At 66.2% G+C, this 15,086-nt stretch carries 12 protein-coding genes; 5 read left to right on the plus strand and 7 right to left on the minus strand.

The features are described 5' to 3' along the window. Positions 1–15: 15 nt before the first annotated feature. The 3 genes from kdpB to P7B02_RS19705 are packed head-to-tail and all read right to left on the minus strand — an operon-like array spanning position 16 to position 3,893. Complete coding sequence (gene kdpB / locus P7B02_RS11560; protein WP_277786702.1) at positions 16–2,064, minus strand: potassium-transporting ATPase subunit KdpB; 2,049 nt, start codon at positions 2,062–2,064, stop codon at positions 16–18. Positions 2,065–2,083: 19 nt separating this feature from the next. Next, the gene (kdpA, locus tag P7B02_RS11565; RefSeq protein WP_277786493.1) at positions 2,084–3,793 is read right to left on the minus strand and encodes a potassium-transporting ATPase subunit KdpA; all 1,710 of its coding nucleotides are present in this window, start codon (positions 3,791–3,793) and stop codon (positions 2,084–2,086) included. A 13-nt stretch (positions 3,794–3,806) separates the two neighbouring features. Beyond that, entirely contained in the window at positions 3,807–3,893 is an 87-nt protein-coding gene (locus tag P7B02_RS19705) for a potassium-transporting ATPase subunit F (RefSeq protein WP_431355812.1), read from the minus strand. A gap of 318 nt (positions 3,894–4,211) precedes the next feature. Between P7B02_RS19705 and P7B02_RS11570 the strand changes: the two genes are divergently transcribed. The 4 genes from P7B02_RS11570 to P7B02_RS11585 all read left to right on the plus strand — a co-directional run bounded on the left by P7B02_RS11570 (position 4,212) and on the right by P7B02_RS11585 (position 9,059). Next, a complete protein-coding gene (locus P7B02_RS11570; RefSeq protein WP_277786494.1) occupies positions 4,212–5,441 on the plus strand; it encodes a Gfo/Idh/MocA family protein in 1,230 nt (409 codons plus the stop codon). 95 nt (positions 5,442–5,536) lie between these two features. Beyond that, positions 5,537–6,238 carry a class I SAM-dependent methyltransferase gene (locus tag P7B02_RS11575; RefSeq protein WP_277786495.1) on the plus strand — a complete coding sequence of 234 codons (702 nt, stop codon included), beginning with the start codon at positions 5,537–5,539 and terminating at the stop codon, positions 6,236–6,238. Positions 6,239–6,373: 135 nt separating this feature from the next. Continuing rightward, a complete protein-coding gene (locus tag P7B02_RS11580; RefSeq protein WP_277786496.1) occupies positions 6,374–8,200 on the plus strand; it encodes a DUF885 domain-containing protein in 1,827 nt (608 codons plus the stop codon). A 316-nt stretch (positions 8,201–8,516) separates the two neighbouring features. Further along, positions 8,517–9,059 (plus strand): thermonuclease family protein, encoded by a 543-nt coding sequence (locus tag P7B02_RS11585; RefSeq protein ID WP_277786497.1) that lies wholly within the window; start codon positions 8,517–8,519, stop codon positions 9,057–9,059. 71 nt (positions 9,060–9,130) lie between these two features. Here P7B02_RS11585 and P7B02_RS11590 read toward each other — a convergent pair whose 3' ends face one another. Further along, a complete protein-coding gene (locus P7B02_RS11590; protein WP_277786498.1) occupies positions 9,131–10,918 on the minus strand; it encodes a DUF885 domain-containing protein in 1,788 nt (595 codons plus the stop codon). 70 nt (positions 10,919–10,988) lie between these two features. Next, complete coding sequence (locus P7B02_RS11595; RefSeq protein WP_277786499.1) at positions 10,989–11,942, minus strand: LysR family transcriptional regulator; 954 nt, start codon at positions 11,940–11,942, stop codon at positions 10,989–10,991. Positions 11,943–12,016: 74 nt separating this feature from the next. On the opposite strand from P7B02_RS11595, the gene P7B02_RS11600 reads away from it, so the two are divergent. After that, positions 12,017–12,325 (plus strand): hypothetical protein, encoded by a 309-nt coding sequence (locus P7B02_RS11600; protein WP_277786500.1) that lies wholly within the window; start codon positions 12,017–12,019, stop codon positions 12,323–12,325. Here P7B02_RS11600 and P7B02_RS11605 read toward each other — a convergent pair. Next, a complete protein-coding gene (locus P7B02_RS11605) occupies positions 12,315–12,905 on the minus strand; it encodes a histidine phosphatase family protein (RefSeq protein ID WP_277786501.1) in 591 nt (196 codons plus the stop codon). The genes P7B02_RS11600 and P7B02_RS11605 overlap by 11 nt on opposite strands. Then, positions 12,902–15,082, minus strand: a complete 2,181-nt coding sequence (locus tag P7B02_RS11610; RefSeq protein WP_277786502.1) for a penicillin acylase family protein — start codon at positions 15,080–15,082, stop codon at positions 12,902–12,904. Before P7B02_RS11610 ends, P7B02_RS11605 begins: the two co-directional genes overlap by 4 nt. Between the last annotated feature and the right edge of the window lie 4 nt (positions 15,083–15,086).

Genomic DNA, 15,086 nt, shown 5'->3' on the forward strand with positions numbered 1-15,086 from the left:
TTCTCCTAGAAGCGCTTAGGCCAGGCCCAGCGCCGAGATCACCAGGTCGATGATCTTGATGCCCGCGAAAGGGGCCACAAGACCGCCGAGGCCGTAGATCAGCAGGTTGCGGGACAGCAGGTTGGCGGCCCCGACGGCGCGATACTTCACGCCCTTCAGCGCCAGCGGGATCAGGACGACGATCACCAGGGCGTTGAAGATCACCGCTGACAGGATCGCGCTTTGGGGGCTGGCGAGGCCCATGATGTTCATCGCGCCCAGCTGCGGCAGGGCCGCGGTGAACAGCGCCGGGATGATGGCGAAGTACTTGGCCACATCGTTGGCGATCGAGAACGTGGTCAGGGCGCCGCGGGTGATGAGCATCTGTTTGCCCACCTCCACGATCTCGATGACCTTGGTCGGGTCGCTGTCGAGATCGACCATGTTGCCGGCCTCGCGGGCCGCCTGAGCGCCGGTCTGCATGGCTACGCCCACATCGGCCTGGGCCAGCGCCGGGGCGTCGTTGGCGCCGTCGCCGCACATGGCGACCAGACGCCCCTTGCCCTGCTCCGCCCGGATCAGGCGCAGCTTATCCTCGGGGGTCGCTTCGGCGAGGAAGTCGTCGACCCCGGCCTCCGAGGCGATAGCTGCGGCGGTCACCGGGTTGTCGCCGGTGATCATCACCGTACGTAGGCCCATCCGCCGCAGATCGGCGAAGCGCGCCTTGACGCCGGGCTTCACCACGTCCTTCAGGTGAATGACCCCGACCAGAGCGCCGTCCTGGCTGACCGCCAGGGGCGTGCCGCCGGACCGGGCGATACGGTCGATGGCCGTTTCCAGAGCGCTGGGCGGCGCGGCCAGCTTGCACTCGCGCAGGACCGCGTCGACCGCGCCCTTGCGCCAGCTGCGGCCGTCGGCGTCAAGGCCCGACTGGCGGGTCACGGCGCTGAACGCGATGGCGGTCGCGCCGTCGGGCATCTCGATGGCGACGCCCTGGTTGCGGCCGAACTCGATGATCGAGCGGCCTTCAGGGGTCTCGTCAGCCAATGAGGCGATGATCGCCGCGCGCAGAGCCACTTCCGGACGAACGCCCGGCGCCGGGATCACTTCGGTGGCCATGCGGTTGCCGAAGGTGATGGTGCCGGTCTTGTCGAGCAGCAGGGTGTCGACATCGCCGGCGGCTTCCACGGCCCGGCCGGACGTGGCCAGGACGTTCACTTTCAGCAGGCGGTCCATGCCGGCGATGCCGACGGCCGACAGAAGGCCGCCGATGGTCGTCGGAATCAGGCAGACGAAGAGCGCGCCCAGAACCAGCGGATCCAGCTCCACGCCGGAGAATTTGCCCAGGCCCAGGAGAGAGACGACAGCGATCAGGAAGATCAGGGTCAGGCCCGCCAGGAGGACGGCCAGGGCGATTTCGTTCGGCGTCTTGCGCCGATCGGCGCCCTCCACCATCGCGATCATGCGATCGAGGAAGGACGAGCCCGGCTGGCTGGTGACGCGCACCTTGATCCAGTCGGAGACGACCGTAGTGCCGCCGGTCACGGCGCTGCGGTCGCCGCCGCTTTCGCGGATGACGGGCGCGCTCTCGCCGGTGATGGCCGCTTCGTTGACGCTGGCCACGCCCTCGACGATCTCGCCGTCGGCGGGGACCACGTCGCCGGCCTCGACCAGGACGATCTCGCCGACATTGAGCTTATGGGCCGGTGTCGGGATGACCGTGCCGGTCTTCGGATCGATGATCAGCTTGGCCTTGGTGGTGACACGCGCGGCGCGCAAGCTGTCCGCCGCCGCCTTGCCGCGACCTTCGGCGATGCTCTCGGCGAAGTTGGCGAAGAGGACGGTGGCCCAGAGCCACAGAGCGATCTGCACCGCAAAACCGGCGGCCGTCCCGGTGGCCGTCGCCGCCACGGCCGAAGCCGTGGACAGGACAGCCACCACCCAGGTGGCGAAGATCACCGGATTGCCGGTCAGCGCACGCGGATCGAGTTTGACGAAGGCGTCTCGCAGGGCGCGCCCCATCATGTTCGGCGTCAGGCTGGAGGCGAAGCCCAGCCCTTTGTGCGCCGTATCAGGTGTTGTCATGGTCATGGGGATTGGTCCCTTAAGACCCGGAGACCGCGGCGAGCGCCTGGAAGTGCTCGACGATCGGACCCAGGGCGAGTGCCGGGAAGAACTGCAGGCCGCCCAGGATGATGATCACCCCGATCAGCAGGCCCACGAACTGGCTGCTATGGGTCGGCAAGGTGCCGGTCGTGGGCGCAAGCTTCGGCTTGGCCGCCACGGCGCCGGCGATGGCCAGCACCGCGACGACCGGCCCAAAGCGGCCAATCAACATGGAGACGCCAAGCGTGGTGTTCCACCACGGCGAGTTGGCGGTCAGACCGGCGAAGGCCGAGCCGTTGTTGGCCGTGGCGGAGGTGTAGGCGTAGAGGATCTCCGACAGGCCGTGGGGCCCTTCATGCATGAGTCCCTTAAGAGCTTCCGGCAGGACGGCGGCGATCGCCGAAAAGCCGAGGATGCAAAGCGGGATCACCAGCACGGCCAGCATGGCCAGGGTGATCTCGCGGCCTTCGATCTTCTTGCCCAGGTACTCCGGGGTGCGGCCGACCATCAGGCCGGCGACGAAGACCGACAGCATGGCCATGACGACCATGATCGCGACACCCGAACCGATGCCGCCGGGCGAAATTTCGCCAAGCTGCATCAAGAAGAGGGTCACCGCTCCGCCAAGCGGCATGAGGCTTGAGTGCATGCCGTTGACCGAGCCATTGGAGGCGCCCGTGGTCATGGCGGCCCAGGCTGCCGTGGACGCACCGCCCAGGCGCAGCTCCTTGCCTTCCATGTTCACCGAGGCGTCCACGCCGGCGGCGACAAGCGCCGGAGCAGCTTGCGTCTCGGTCCAGTAGATCGCAGCGGCGCCGGCGAAGAGCAGGATGAAGGCCGCAGCGCAAAGCGCGCGGACATCTTTCCTGGCCATGGCCGTGCGGCCAAAGGCGAAGAACGCCGCCCAGCCCAGCATGTTGATCGAAACGGCCGTGATCAGGTTGGTCAGCGGGCTCGGATTCTCGAAGGGGTGAGCCGAGTTGGCGTTGAAGATGCCGCCGCCGTTGATGCCCAACTGCTTGATCGCTTCTTGGGAAGCGACCGGGAAGAGAGCGATCTTCTGCTCAGCGCCTTCCAGGGTCGTGGCGACCGCGCCGCCGCTCAGGGTCTGCGGCAGGCCAAGGGCGACCAGCACGATGGCCAGGATCAGGCTCATCGGCAGCAACACATAGAGGGTGGTGCGAACGAGGTCGGCCCAGAAGTTGCCGACCCCCTCCCCGCGATTGGCGGTGAAGGCGCGGGCGAGCGCTGCGGCGATGGTCGCGCCGGTGGCGGCGGAGACGAAGTTTTGCACCGTCAGCACGAGCATCTGGCTGAGCGTCGACATGGTGGTCTCGCCGCCATAGCTTTGCCAGTTGGTGTTGGTGACGAAGCTCACCGCGGTGTTGAAGGCCAGATGCGGCGACAGGCCGTCAAAGCCTTGCGGGTTCAGCGGCAGCACGCCTTGCAGGCGCAGCACTGCGAAGACGAAGACAAAGCCGATGAAGTTGAACGCCAGCAGCGCGCCGGCGTAGCCGAGCCAGTTTTGGCTCTTGTTCGGGTCCACGCCGCAGCCCGCGTAGAACAGCTTTTCAACGGGGCGCAGGATCGGGTCGAGCCAAGTGCGCTCTCCGTTCCATACGCGTGACATGTAGACGCCGGCCGGCCAGCCCAATGCGATGGCCAGACCCAACGTCAGGGCGATTTCCGCCCAGCCTTGGAAGTTCATGGAAGGATGTCCGTCAGAAACGGTCCGGCCGCAGCAGTGCTGTGACCATGTACGCCGCGACGCCCAGCGCCCCGGCGGCCCACAGAAGGTCCAGCCACACGGCTCAGACCCTCTTCAAAGCGACGGCGAAAGCGGCAAAGGCCAAAAAGGCCCCGCCGCCCAACGCCAGAAAGATCAGATCAGCCATAGGCCTCACGCTCCAGCTTGGAAGAAACTGGGGCGTGGTGTGATCCTCAGGAGCGTAACCTCGCCATCAGGGATCGATGGTCACGCATAAGGGACGCGTAAAGGCCGCCATCCGGCGCCGGCGACTTTGGGCGCCAAACGGGGAGCTCAGGTCCATCACCCTTCGCAAGGATCAACCTAGCCGCGCGTCCTGCCCGGCGATACTCTCAGGAGCCGGAACGGGAGAGGCGCGATGTTCGAGCATGACGTCACACGGCGGCGGTTCATGGAGGCCGGCGGCGGAGCGGCTGCAGCGTCCCTGGTGATGGCGACGGGCGCCGCGGCCGCGCCCCCTCAGCGGTCCGGCGGCGTTCAGGCCATCGGTCAGCCGATGCCGACCGGTGTCGTGCTCTCCAAGACCCGGCCTGCTCCCAAGCGCGCGGACAGCGTAGGCTTCGCCATCATCGGCTTGGGCGGATATGCGCTCAACCAGATGATGCCGCGGTTCCCGCAAGCAGAGCGGGCGCATGTCGCTGCGCTCGTCTCGGGCAACCCCGACAAGTTGCGGCAAGTGGGCGACGCCTACGGGGTCCCCCCGCAGTCGCGCTACTCCTATGAAACGTTCGCCAGGATCGCTTCGGACCGCCGGGTCGAGGCCGTCTACATCACGCTGCCCAGCGGCCTGCATGCGGACTGGACCGAACGGGCTTTCGCAGCCGGCAAGCACGTCCTGTGCGAAAAGCCGATGGCGCTCTCGAGCGCCGAGTGCGAGCGCATGATTTCGGCCGGCCGCCGCGCCAATCGCAAGCTGATGATCGCCTACCGCTGCCACTTCGAGCCTTACAACATGCAGGCGATGGCGCTGATGGAGCAAAATGCCGTCGGCCAGCTCCGGCTTGTGAGGACGGAGCAATCCTATCGAATGCCCCCGACGAACCCGAGCGAGAACTGGCGGGTGAACCGCGCCCTGGCTGGCGGCGGTCCGCTGGAGGACTACGGGCTCTACGGCCTGCAGGCGGCGCTCTACCTGGCGCGCGAGATGCCGGAAAGCATCAGCGCCACCGGCTTTCGACCGGCCGACGATCCCCGCTTTTCCGAGATCCTGGCCCATGTCTCCGCGCAGTTGCGCTTCCCGTCCGGGGCTGTGGCGCAGCTGGTCACCTCTTATGACTCGGCGGGCGGCAACATCGTCTATGCGCGCGGAACGGCCGGTTCGCTGATCATGGACCCGGCGACCGGCTACGCCGGCAACCGGATGGTGCTGAAGTCTGGCCGGGACCAGCGCGAGTTGACCCCTGGCGATTCGGATGTCCAGTTCGCGCGTCAACTCGCTCATTTCGCCGACGCGATCCGTGACGACGCGCAGATCAGGACGCCCGGCGAGATGGGTCTGCGGGATCTGAGGCTGATCGAGGCGATCTACGCTTCGGCGGACACCGGTCGCACAGTGATGCTCAATCCCGACGGAACAATGAGAAGCTGAGCTCCTCGCGCCTCAGTGAAGCCGCCTGGCCCGCGCTTTGCTCGCTGCCTTCAATTGGTAGCGACATGAGTGCCAAGGATCGTTATAATATAACAATGACCCGGCACGCATCCTTCAGCACTTCGCATTTCTTCAACCAGGACATGGCGGAGGCGTACGATCAGCGAAACAGCGGCCTGAAGCCCATATCGGACAGCCTGCATTTCCTGATGGCGCTTCTGCTGAAAGACCTGCCCAGGGATGCGCGCGCGCTCTGCGTGGGTGTCGGGACCGGCGCTGAGATCCTGTCACTGGCCAAAGCGTTTCCGGACTGGACCTTCGTCGGCGTCGACCCTTCGGCCGAGATGCTGAGCGTCGGCCGGCATCGGTTGGAACAGGCCCGCGTGCTGGATCGCTGCGAGTTGATCCACGGCTATGCCGACGCCGTCACCGAGACCGGGTTCGACGTCGTCGTCACCCTGTTGGTCGCCCACTTCATCAAGCGCGACGACCGCCCCGCCTTCTATGCGGCCCTGCATGATCGGCTGAAGTCGGGCGGCCGGCTGGTGAGCGCCGAGATCAGCTGCGATCTCGAGGGCGCGGAGTTTCCCGCCATGCTGGAGGACTGGAAGAGCATCCAGACCTTGATGGGCGCGACGCCGGAATCCCTGGGGAAGCTTGAAGACATGTTGCGAAGCGTCCTCGGCGTCGTCCCGCCGTCAGAAACCGAGGCCATGTGGCAGGCAGCGGGTTTCCCGCTGCCGGTCCCGTTCTTCCAGGCCTTCATGATCCGCGGCTGGCATGCGGCCAGGCGATGAGATGGGTGTGTCTTCGCCGGGACGGTTGCTCACTGCCCTGAACAATTGGCGTCGCTTGCCGCTGTTTCGGCGTCATCGAGCTTGACCTGACGGTTCTGTGCCGGTCTCGTCGGCGACCAGATTCCAGGAGTTCCCATGATCGATCGTCGCCGTCTTCTCGCCACTGCAGGGGCCGCTGTCGCAGCCTCCGGCGCCCCACGCGCCCTTGCGGCCCCGCAGGGCGCCGGACAGGCCAAGGCGGCCCTCGCCGCCTTCATGGACAAGACCTTCGAAGCGACCCTGGACCGTTCGCCGGAGACCGTCACGAGCTTTGGGCTCGACAAGGGCGCCCGCGCCGCGGCCAAGTCGAAGCTGACCGTTCCGACCAAAGCCGAGGAAGAGGCCTTCCGCACCTTCACGCGGCGCACCCGCGCTGAACTTGGCGCCCTCGATCGCAGGTCGATGGATACGCAGGACGGCATCTATTACGACACCATCGCCACCAATCTCGATGCGGTGATCGCAACTTTCGACATCCCCTATGGCCAGGGCGGCTGGCCGCAGATCTACCGGGTCAATCAGGGCGGCGGCGCCTATGCCAACACCGCCGATTTCCTCGACAACCAGCACACCATCGAAACGGCCGCTGACGCTGAAGCCTATGTGAGCCGGGTCAACGCCTTCGCTGATGTCCTCACCGCCGAGACTGATCGGATGCTGGAGGATTTCGCGATCGGCGTGATCCCGCCCGATTTCATCCTGACCAAGACCATCGCCCAGCAGGAAGGCATGCTGGGCACGCCCGCGGCGCAGTCGACCCTGGTCAAATCCATCGTTCGCCGCACGGGCGAGAAGAACATTCCGGGCGACTGGGCCAAGCGCGTCGAGGCGCTGGTCGAAGGCCGCGTGAACCCGGCGCTGAAGCGCCAGAACGACGCCCTCAAGGCCGCCCAGTCCAAGGCCGGCCATGACGCCTCGGTGTCGCGCCTGCCGCAGGGCGAACAGTATTACGCCAACAGCCTGCGCTACATCACCACCACCCTCCTCACCGCCGAAGAGATCCATCGCATCGGTCTGGAGCAGGTCGCCGACCTGACCGCGCGTTCGGACGCGCTGCTCAAGGCGCAGGGCATGACCAAGGGAAGCGTCGCCGAACGGATCAAGGGTCTGAGCGCGGTGCCCGGTCAGGTCTATCCCAACACCGACGCCGCCAAGGCCGAGCTGATCAAGGAGCTGAACGCTCAGATGGCCGACATGCAGGCTCGCCTGCCCAAGGCCTTTGGCCGCCTGCCCAAGGCGCCGGTGGAGATCAAGCGCGTGCCGCCGGAAATCCAGGAAGGTGCATCGCAGGGCTATTACAACTCGCCGAGCCTGGATGGGACGCGGCCGGGGATCTTCTGGATCAACCTGACCGACACGGCCAACTGGCCTGTCTATGGCCTGCCCACCCTCACCTATCATGAGGCGGCGCCGGGCCATCACCTGCAGATCGCCCTGCAGCAGGAAAGCGCCGCGGCGCCCAAGCTGATGAACACCCTCTTCTTCTCCAGCTTCGCCGAGGGCTGGGGCCTGTATGCAGAGCAGGTCGCCGACGAGCTGGGCGCCTATGACAATAATCCCCTTGGCCAGGTCGGCTTCCTGCAGTCGATGCTCTTCCGCGCGGTGCGCCTGGTGGTCGACACCGGCATCCACTCCAAGGGCTGGAGCCGCGAGCAGGCCATCGCCTACATGATCGAGCAGACCGGCCGGGCCCAGGGCGCGGCGACCTCCGAGATCGAGCGCTACTGCGCTTGGCCGGGCCAGGCCTGCGCCTACAAGGTCGGTCACAACGAATGGGTGCGCCTGCGTGAAAAGGCCCGGACCGCGCTCGGCTCCCGCTTCGACATCCGCGGCTTCCACGACAACGCTCTGGCCGGCGGCGGCATGCCCCTGACGGTGCTGGAGCGTGTGGTCGACAACTGGATCGCGGCGCAGCAGGTCTGAGGTCAAGAAGGACGCTTGTCAGCGGGCATCGCTCGCCCATATCGCCCGGGGAGAGAAAACCCCGGACAGGAGAGTTTGATCCTCTGTTGTAAAGCAGCCCGGCGTGAGACCCAGGACCGCCTGAGGCTTCACCGTCTCGGCTCCGGTGTAGCTCCCTCTTCGGTCCCGGGGCCGTGACGCACCTAAACTTGTGCTAGAAGTCGGCATGGCGAACGCTCGAGGGCCGGGCCCTGACGCACGACGTTTCTTTCGCGGCCATCGACGCCGAGCGGCTCTGCGCCGACTGCTCACCCAAAGAAACGCCGCGATCGGTGTGATGGTGCTGATCGCTGCGGGGGTGGCCCTGAACATCCCCGCCATCAGGGCCTACCTGCCAGGGCCCAAGCCTCGTGCACCCGTCGTTGCGACACCCCTCCCGGCCCCTTTGCCGCAACAGGCTCTCCTGGCGCCGCAAACCCCTGAACCGACCAGCCGAGCGCCTGTAGTCGTCGCCGCGGCCCCCCGGTCGCCCGAGCCGACCATCGCGGAGGCGGTCGATATCGTCCCTGTTCGTGTCATCGACGGCGATACGTTCGATCTGCCCAACGGCGAGCGCGTAAGAATTCTCAACATCGACACCGCTGAGATGCCGCCGCGTTCAGCCTGCGAGACCGAGCGCGATCTGGCCGTCAGAGCCAAGATGCGCCTGCAGCAACTGATGGCGTCGGGCCCTATCGTCCTTCATGCGGAGGAAAGAGATCGTGACCGTTATGGCCGCCGGTTGCGGCGCGTCGAGATCGACGGGCGCGATCTTGGCGAACAGCTTATCGCCGAGGGGCTTGCGCAAAGATGGGCGGGCGGCAAAGCGCAATGGTGCTGAGACCGAGCACCTGATCTTGGTGACGCCCCGCCGCAAGACGGCGAGGCGTCGAGCCGGTTCGGACGCTTTCGTCAGACGGCCATGGCTGCGCGGACGCGACGGTCAAGGACGGTGAGCGGGATGTTGCCCCCGTCGATCATGGCGGCGTGGAACTTCTTCAGGTCAAAGCCGGGCTTGGCCTGCATTTCATCGCGCAGGCGCGACATGAAGGTCTCGCCGATCTTGTACGAGCAGGCCTGACCCGGGGCCACGCAGTAGCGCTCGACCTCGGCTTCGTTGCCGTCGCCCAGGTTGTCACGGAAGTAGGTGATGGCCTGCTCGCGGCTCCAGTCCTCGTGGTGCAGACCGGTGTCGACCACCAGACGACAGGCGCGGAAGAGGAAGCTCTCCAGATAGCCGATGCGGCCGAAGGGATCATTCTCATAGACGCCCAGCTCGTCGGCGATGCGCTCCGAGTAGAGCCCCCACCCTTCCCCGTAAGCCGAGAACCCGCCGCCGATCCGGCGATAGAGCGGAAGCTGCCCCTGCTCCTGGTTCAGCGCGCCCTGGAAGAGGTGGCCCGGCGCCGCCTCATGATAGGTCAGCGTCTTGAGCGTCCAGCGCGGCCATTCGGCCGTGTCACGCAGGTTTATGTAATAGGTCCCAGGCCGCGTCCCGTCGAGAGATCCGCCCTGAGCATAGCCGCCCGGAGCGCCGGCCTGGATCGACACCGGCACCCGGCGGACCACAAAGTCGGTGCGCGGGATGCGCGGGAAGACTTCGGGCATGCGTGCGCGTATGGCCGCCATCTCGGCGTTCACATAGGCCAAAAGATCTTCGCGCCCCTTGTCGTCATTGGCGAAGCGGAAGCGCGGCTCTTCGCGCAGCCCCGCCAGACGCTGGGCGACCGTGCCCTTGGTGTAGCCTTCCTTGCGCAGCAGGACGTCGATCTTCGACGAGAGGTCGGCCACCTGGTCGAGACCGATCTTGCGAATCTCCGACGGCGTGTACTCCGTCGTGGTGAAGTTGCGCAGGTTCAGGGCGTAGTAGGCCTCCCCGTCGGGCAGGCGTCGCACGCCGGCTTGATGGCTGCTTAAGGCCCGCAGGCGCTTGATCTCGGCGATCTGGCGATCGAGGGCCTCACGCACCGGCCCGTCGAAGATGGCGGCCGCCTTGGCGCTTTCATCCTTCAGTCCCTTCTCGGCCGAGCGGCGCGCCAGGGACTTGATCATCGGCTGCTCGGCGCCGGGACGATCGCGCAGGGCCGTCAGTTGGCCAAGCGTCTGGTCGAGGATGAAGTCCGGCGCGATGACGCCCATGCCGGCATTGGCGCGGGTGCGCTCGGTGTCCTGATCAAGGGCGGTGACGAAGGCCCGGGTGCGGGCGAGGAAGGCGTCCACGTCGGCGGCGTCATTGATCGGCTGACGGCTGTCCAGGAAGTCGGGGATCGCCGCATAGGCGCCGCCCAGCTGCGAGACGCCGTAGGGGGTCTGGCGCCAGCCGTCTGGCGTGTGCCAGGCGAAGCGGCGATAGCCGTCGGCGAGCGTGCGCTGGAACATGGCGATGTCGTAGGAGAGCCGCGCTTCAGGGCTCAGCCGGTCGGTCTTGATCGTCTTCAGCTCCGCAAGGCGCGTCGCCGCACGATCGCGATCGGCCGCGAACGCTGCAGAGGATCGGTCATCGAGTTTGCTGCGCTGGCCGGCGCGCTTGCCAACATCCAGGCCAAGGCTGGTGACGCCCTCGTGGGCCCGATCGAGGTTGTCCTCAAGCTGGCGCGTGAGCAGCGCGTCGAGACGCGCGTTCTCATCCGTCTGAGCAATGGCCGAAACCGGCAAGGCCGCGACGGCGGCGGCGCCAAGAAGCTGGCGACGATCGATCATGTTAGTTCTCCCCCGAAATCCGGCTGGCATAAGGGCCCAGAGCGTCGTGCTCGGCAAGAGCGCCCATTCTTTAGGTTGAAAGCGCCGCCAAGGCGTCGATTTCAGCAGCGATGATCTCTTCGATGACCGCCACGAGACCCTTCACGACCGGGGCGGAAGCCTGTTCGGCGGTCACGACCGCGGACATGTCCGCGGCCATCGTCCAATCGATCGGAACCCGCACCACCCTGCCCGCTTCCAGGTCGCGACGGGCCTTGACGCTCAAGGTCATGACAATGGCGTCGCTGCTCTGGCCGATCATCTGCAAAAGGCCGTCATCGTTGCAGCTGTAGGCGGTCAGGTTGCGAAGCTCCTCCGGCGAAATCACGGTCGGCAAAAGACGGCGCAAGACGTGATCAGCCCGCGGATGGGCTATGGGCCAACGCAGAAGCGAGCGCAGGGAATGAGGGCCGGGCTCTTCGAGGATCGGATGTCCCGCCCGCACCACGAAGGCGCCCTCAAGGCCTTTGCCGATCTTGATGTCGACGAAGCCTTCTTGAATGGGGACCAAAGCAGCGCTGGCGATCACCACATCGAGTTCGTGAATCTCGAGCCGCTGATAGAGGGTCTCTGCGCTTTCGCTGAGGATTTCGAGAGCCAAGCCCGGATGCTGTTTGAGGAGCCGCTCGACCAGGAGCGGACCAAGCCATGCGCGAGCGCCGCTACCCAGCCCCACCCGCAGACGTCCGCTCTCTCCGACCGCCAGACGCCGCAGTTCCGCCACCAGGGCGGAGGTGCTCGTGAGCACCTTGGTGGCGTGTCGCGCAAGGTATCGGGCATAGGCCGTAGGCTTGGCCGCTCCGGCCGAGCGATCGAAGAGGACGACGCCGATCTCGTCCTCAAGTCTTGCGATGCTTCGACTGAGCGTCGGCTGGGAGACCCCCAGCGTCTCGGCCGCCCGCCCGAAACTCCCCGCCCGGCAAATCTCTATGACCTGCCGCATCTGACGCGTATCCAAACTCGAACGCCCCTTGATCCCCGTCAAAATTGCTTAGGCACGATTCAAATCGGCGTCCCATGCAATTTCTGCGATAGCCCCGCAATTCTTTGCATTGGCGCATGGCGACGCTTCGCGGCCGGATGACGACGCAAGACAGCTTGATTCGTCGCGAGGGGATGATGGGTTCGGTGTTGTCGATCTCTGCAGACTGCGGTTGTGCGAACCGAGATGAGCTGATGGCGGGACTGCGATCGGCGGCGGCTATTCTGGAGGCCATCGACGAGGGCGAGCTGCTCTCGACATTGCCGTCACCGTCGGAGGCCAAGAGCCGGCATCAGACGGCTGTCACCCTGCTGTCGCTGCAGCATAAGCTGCTCAAGGAGCTGATCGCCAGGGCGAGCGCCGAAGAGCGCTCGTTCAGGGCGTAGGCGTCTGATTGAGGCCGGCAAGCCGCGCGCCCCAATCGCCGAAGAGAACCTCCGTCACACCACCCGGTTCGATCGCCAGACGGTCGTGCGCGGCCAGGCCCATGCCGAGCACAAGGCAGACGGCGGCGCGGACCAGCTCTACATGGGTCACGGCCGCCACCGAGCGGCCGGCGTGCGCGGCCTCGGCGTGCGCCATAAATCGCAAGGCGCGACGGCCGACATCGGCCAGGCCCTCGCCTTGCGGCCCGCCGCCCGTCACGAGGTCGAACCCGGGATCGCCGCCGGCCAGGAAAGGCGCCATCGGCTCGCCGGTGCGCACGCCAAAATCGATAGCCTGCAGGTCATCGTCGAGCCGCAGCGGCGCCTTGGCGGCTTTTGCGATCGGTCCGGCCGTCAGGCGGGCGGGTCGAAGCGGGCTGCAGTAGACCGCCGCAAGCTTGCGCTGGGCCAGCATCTCGCCAAGCCGGTCGGCGTGACGAAGTCCGTCGGCGCTGAGGTCCAGATCATGCACCCGTCCGCCCGGCATGGCCGAACCAAGACCGCACGAGGCGTGGGTGACGAACAGGACTTCGACGGTCACGGCTTGTAGCGGCGCTCCACATGACCCTCGAGCTCCTCGGGGTAAAAATAGACCGGCCGCAGACTGCCTTGAGCGTAACGCTGCGATTGGTCCGAGAAGTGCTTCGAGGTCGGATCACTGCTTTCGCCGCCGACGCTGATGGCGCGCGCTTCGACCCTGGGGCCGAAGGCGACCGCCGCGACGAAGCTGTTGCCCAAGGTTCCGTAGTACCGCTTCGTCCCCGGATACCGCTTGGCCCCGAAGGCGGCCAATGATCCCCATTGTGAGGCGGTGAACGGCACGCCGATGCTGGGCTTTGCGTCATCGAAGGTCTGGACGATGGCGCCGTCATTGCGCTGCAGACGATTGATCTGACCCCACGCCACGCGCCAGGAGCCGAAGTCCTGAACCAGGCGGTCCGAGGCTTCTGCAAGCGCCGCCAGACGTTGGGCGTCCGTGGCGCGGGTCGCCAGGTAATCCCAGACCGAAACGCCCGCCGCCTTAGCCGGCGCGGCGGATGGCGCCCACAGGGCCTCGCCCCAGAACACCGCCAGCGACGTGGCCTCGGAGTTCAGACCCCAACGTTTGTCCCAGGTCCGTAAGAGTTCGACCTGGCCTGACAGTTTCGCCTTCAGCGGATCGCCTGCCGGCAAGGCGTCATAGGCAGCGGTCAAGGTCGGGATCAGGCGTGAAAAGGCCGTCAGATGCGGATCATAAGCCGCCTCGATCAGGGTCGGGATGGTGAAGTCCCTGCGAGCGTTCAACACCTCCACCGCGTGCGGTCCGCGCGGGTTCTCGCCAGCTTGGTCCATGTAGCGTGGAAAGCTTGCGGCCTTGGGGCTGTCGGCGCCGGCCGCCGTCCACGGCCAGTTGTTGGTGTTCATCGCCCAGCCGTTTTTCGGGTTCACCGCAGACGGCAGGGTGTCCAGTGCGTGCAGCCCGTTCCAGTCGGTGGCCGGATCGGCGCCGTCCACCGGCTTGCGATAATCGAAGCGATCCTCGCGCACCGGCACGAACTGCGGATGCAGATAGGCGATGGCGCCCGTGCTGTCGGCGAACAGGGTGTTGTTGGAGGAGTTGGCCTTCAGGTCGGCGACCTTGATGAAGGCGGCGTAGTCCTTGGCCTTGGTGCGCAGGAAGGATTGCTGGAGCGCCGCGATCGGCCGGTTCATCAGGGCGAAGGCGATCCACTTGCCGCCCTCCTCCCGAACGATCGGGCCGTGATGGGTGGCGTAGGTGGTGAAGGTGCGGCTCGCCTGCGATCCGTCGGCCGTCCGGTAGCTGAGCGTCACGGGCCTCTCGACGACCGAACGCTGCTCCGCCCCGTAGCGATAGGTCAGCTTGCCGGCCGCGTCCTTGCCGATCGTCTCGGCGAACTCATCCACGTTGTCGACGCCGCTGGAGGTGTGCATCCAGCCCGCCGTGGCGTTGAAGCCCTGATAGATGAAGAACTGCCCCCAGGTCGCCGCGCCATAGGCGTTCAGCCCTTCATCGCTGGTCACCTGCTGCTCGGAGCGGAAGAAGAAGCTGGTGTGCGGGTTGATCAGCAGCAGCGCCTTGCCGTCCCTGGTGTGCGACGGTGAGATGGCGAAACCGTTGGAGCCCTGCGGCTCCTTGTAGAGCAGGCCCTTCTCGTCGGCGGTCATGCCGATCTTGCGCTGACCATAGAAGGCCTCCAGCTGGCTCAGCGGCACGCGTTCGATATCGCCGCCGATGCTGCCCTCGGTGAAGCTGAGCGCCATCCAGGGTTCGAACTTGGTCAGGACGCGCGGCTTCACTTGCGGATGGGTGGCGAGGTAGTAGTTCAGCCCGTCGGCCCACGCGGTCATCAGGACCTTCAGCCATTGCGGGCTGGCCGCGTAGTCCGCCTTCAGGACCTCGTGATCGATGAACAGGCGCTGGCGCAGGTCCTGCCAGACCGCCTTCTCTCCATCCGCTTCGGCCAGGCGCCCGAGATTGACGAGATAATTGTTCTCGATGCGCGCGAAGTCGTCTTCGGCCTGGGCGTAGATCATGCCGAACACCGCGTCGGCGTCAGTCCTGCCCTTCACATGAGCGATGCCCCAGTCGTCCCGAGTGATCGTCACATTGGCGGCGCGCGCCTTCCAGGCGGCGGAAGGATCAGCGGCCTGAACCGAGGAGCCAAGGGTCAGGACAGCCAGTGCGGCGGCGACAGCGAAGCGGGACGAGGTGCGCATGCCA

The sequence above is a fragment of the Caulobacter segnis genome (assembly GCF_029543125.1).
GTDB classification, from domain to species: domain Bacteria; phylum Pseudomonadota; class Alphaproteobacteria; order Caulobacterales; family Caulobacteraceae; genus Caulobacter; species Caulobacter segnis_D.

What these genes read in the sequence shown, in the direction of transcription:
- kdpB (WP_277786702.1), bottom strand. Translation starts at nt 2,064, where the DNA reads ATGACAACACCTGATACGGCGCACAAAGGGCTGGGCTTCGCCTCCAGC.
- kdpA (WP_277786493.1), bottom strand. Translation starts at nt 3,793, where the DNA reads ATGAACTTCCAAGGCTGGGCGGAAATCGCCCTGACGTTGGGTCTGGCC.
- P7B02_RS11570 (WP_277786494.1), top strand. Translation starts at nt 4,212, where the DNA reads ATGTTCGAGCATGACGTCACACGGCGGCGGTTCATGGAGGCCGGCGGC.
- P7B02_RS11575 (WP_277786495.1), top strand. Translation starts at nt 5,537, where the DNA reads ATGACCCGGCACGCATCCTTCAGCACTTCGCATTTCTTCAACCAGGAC.
- P7B02_RS11580 (WP_277786496.1), top strand. Translation starts at nt 6,374, where the DNA reads ATGATCGATCGTCGCCGTCTTCTCGCCACTGCAGGGGCCGCTGTCGCA.
- P7B02_RS11585 (WP_277786497.1), top strand. Translation starts at nt 8,517, where the DNA reads ATGGTGCTGATCGCTGCGGGGGTGGCCCTGAACATCCCCGCCATCAGG.
- P7B02_RS11590 (WP_277786498.1), bottom strand. Translation starts at nt 10,918, where the DNA reads ATGATCGATCGTCGCCAGCTTCTTGGCGCCGCCGCCGTCGCGGCCTTG.
- P7B02_RS11600 (WP_277786500.1), top strand. Translation starts at nt 12,017, where the DNA reads ATGGCGACGCTTCGCGGCCGGATGACGACGCAAGACAGCTTGATTCGT.
- P7B02_RS11610 (WP_277786502.1), bottom strand. Translation starts at nt 15,082, where the DNA reads ATGCGCACCTCGTCCCGCTTCGCTGTCGCCGCCGCACTGGCTGTCCTG.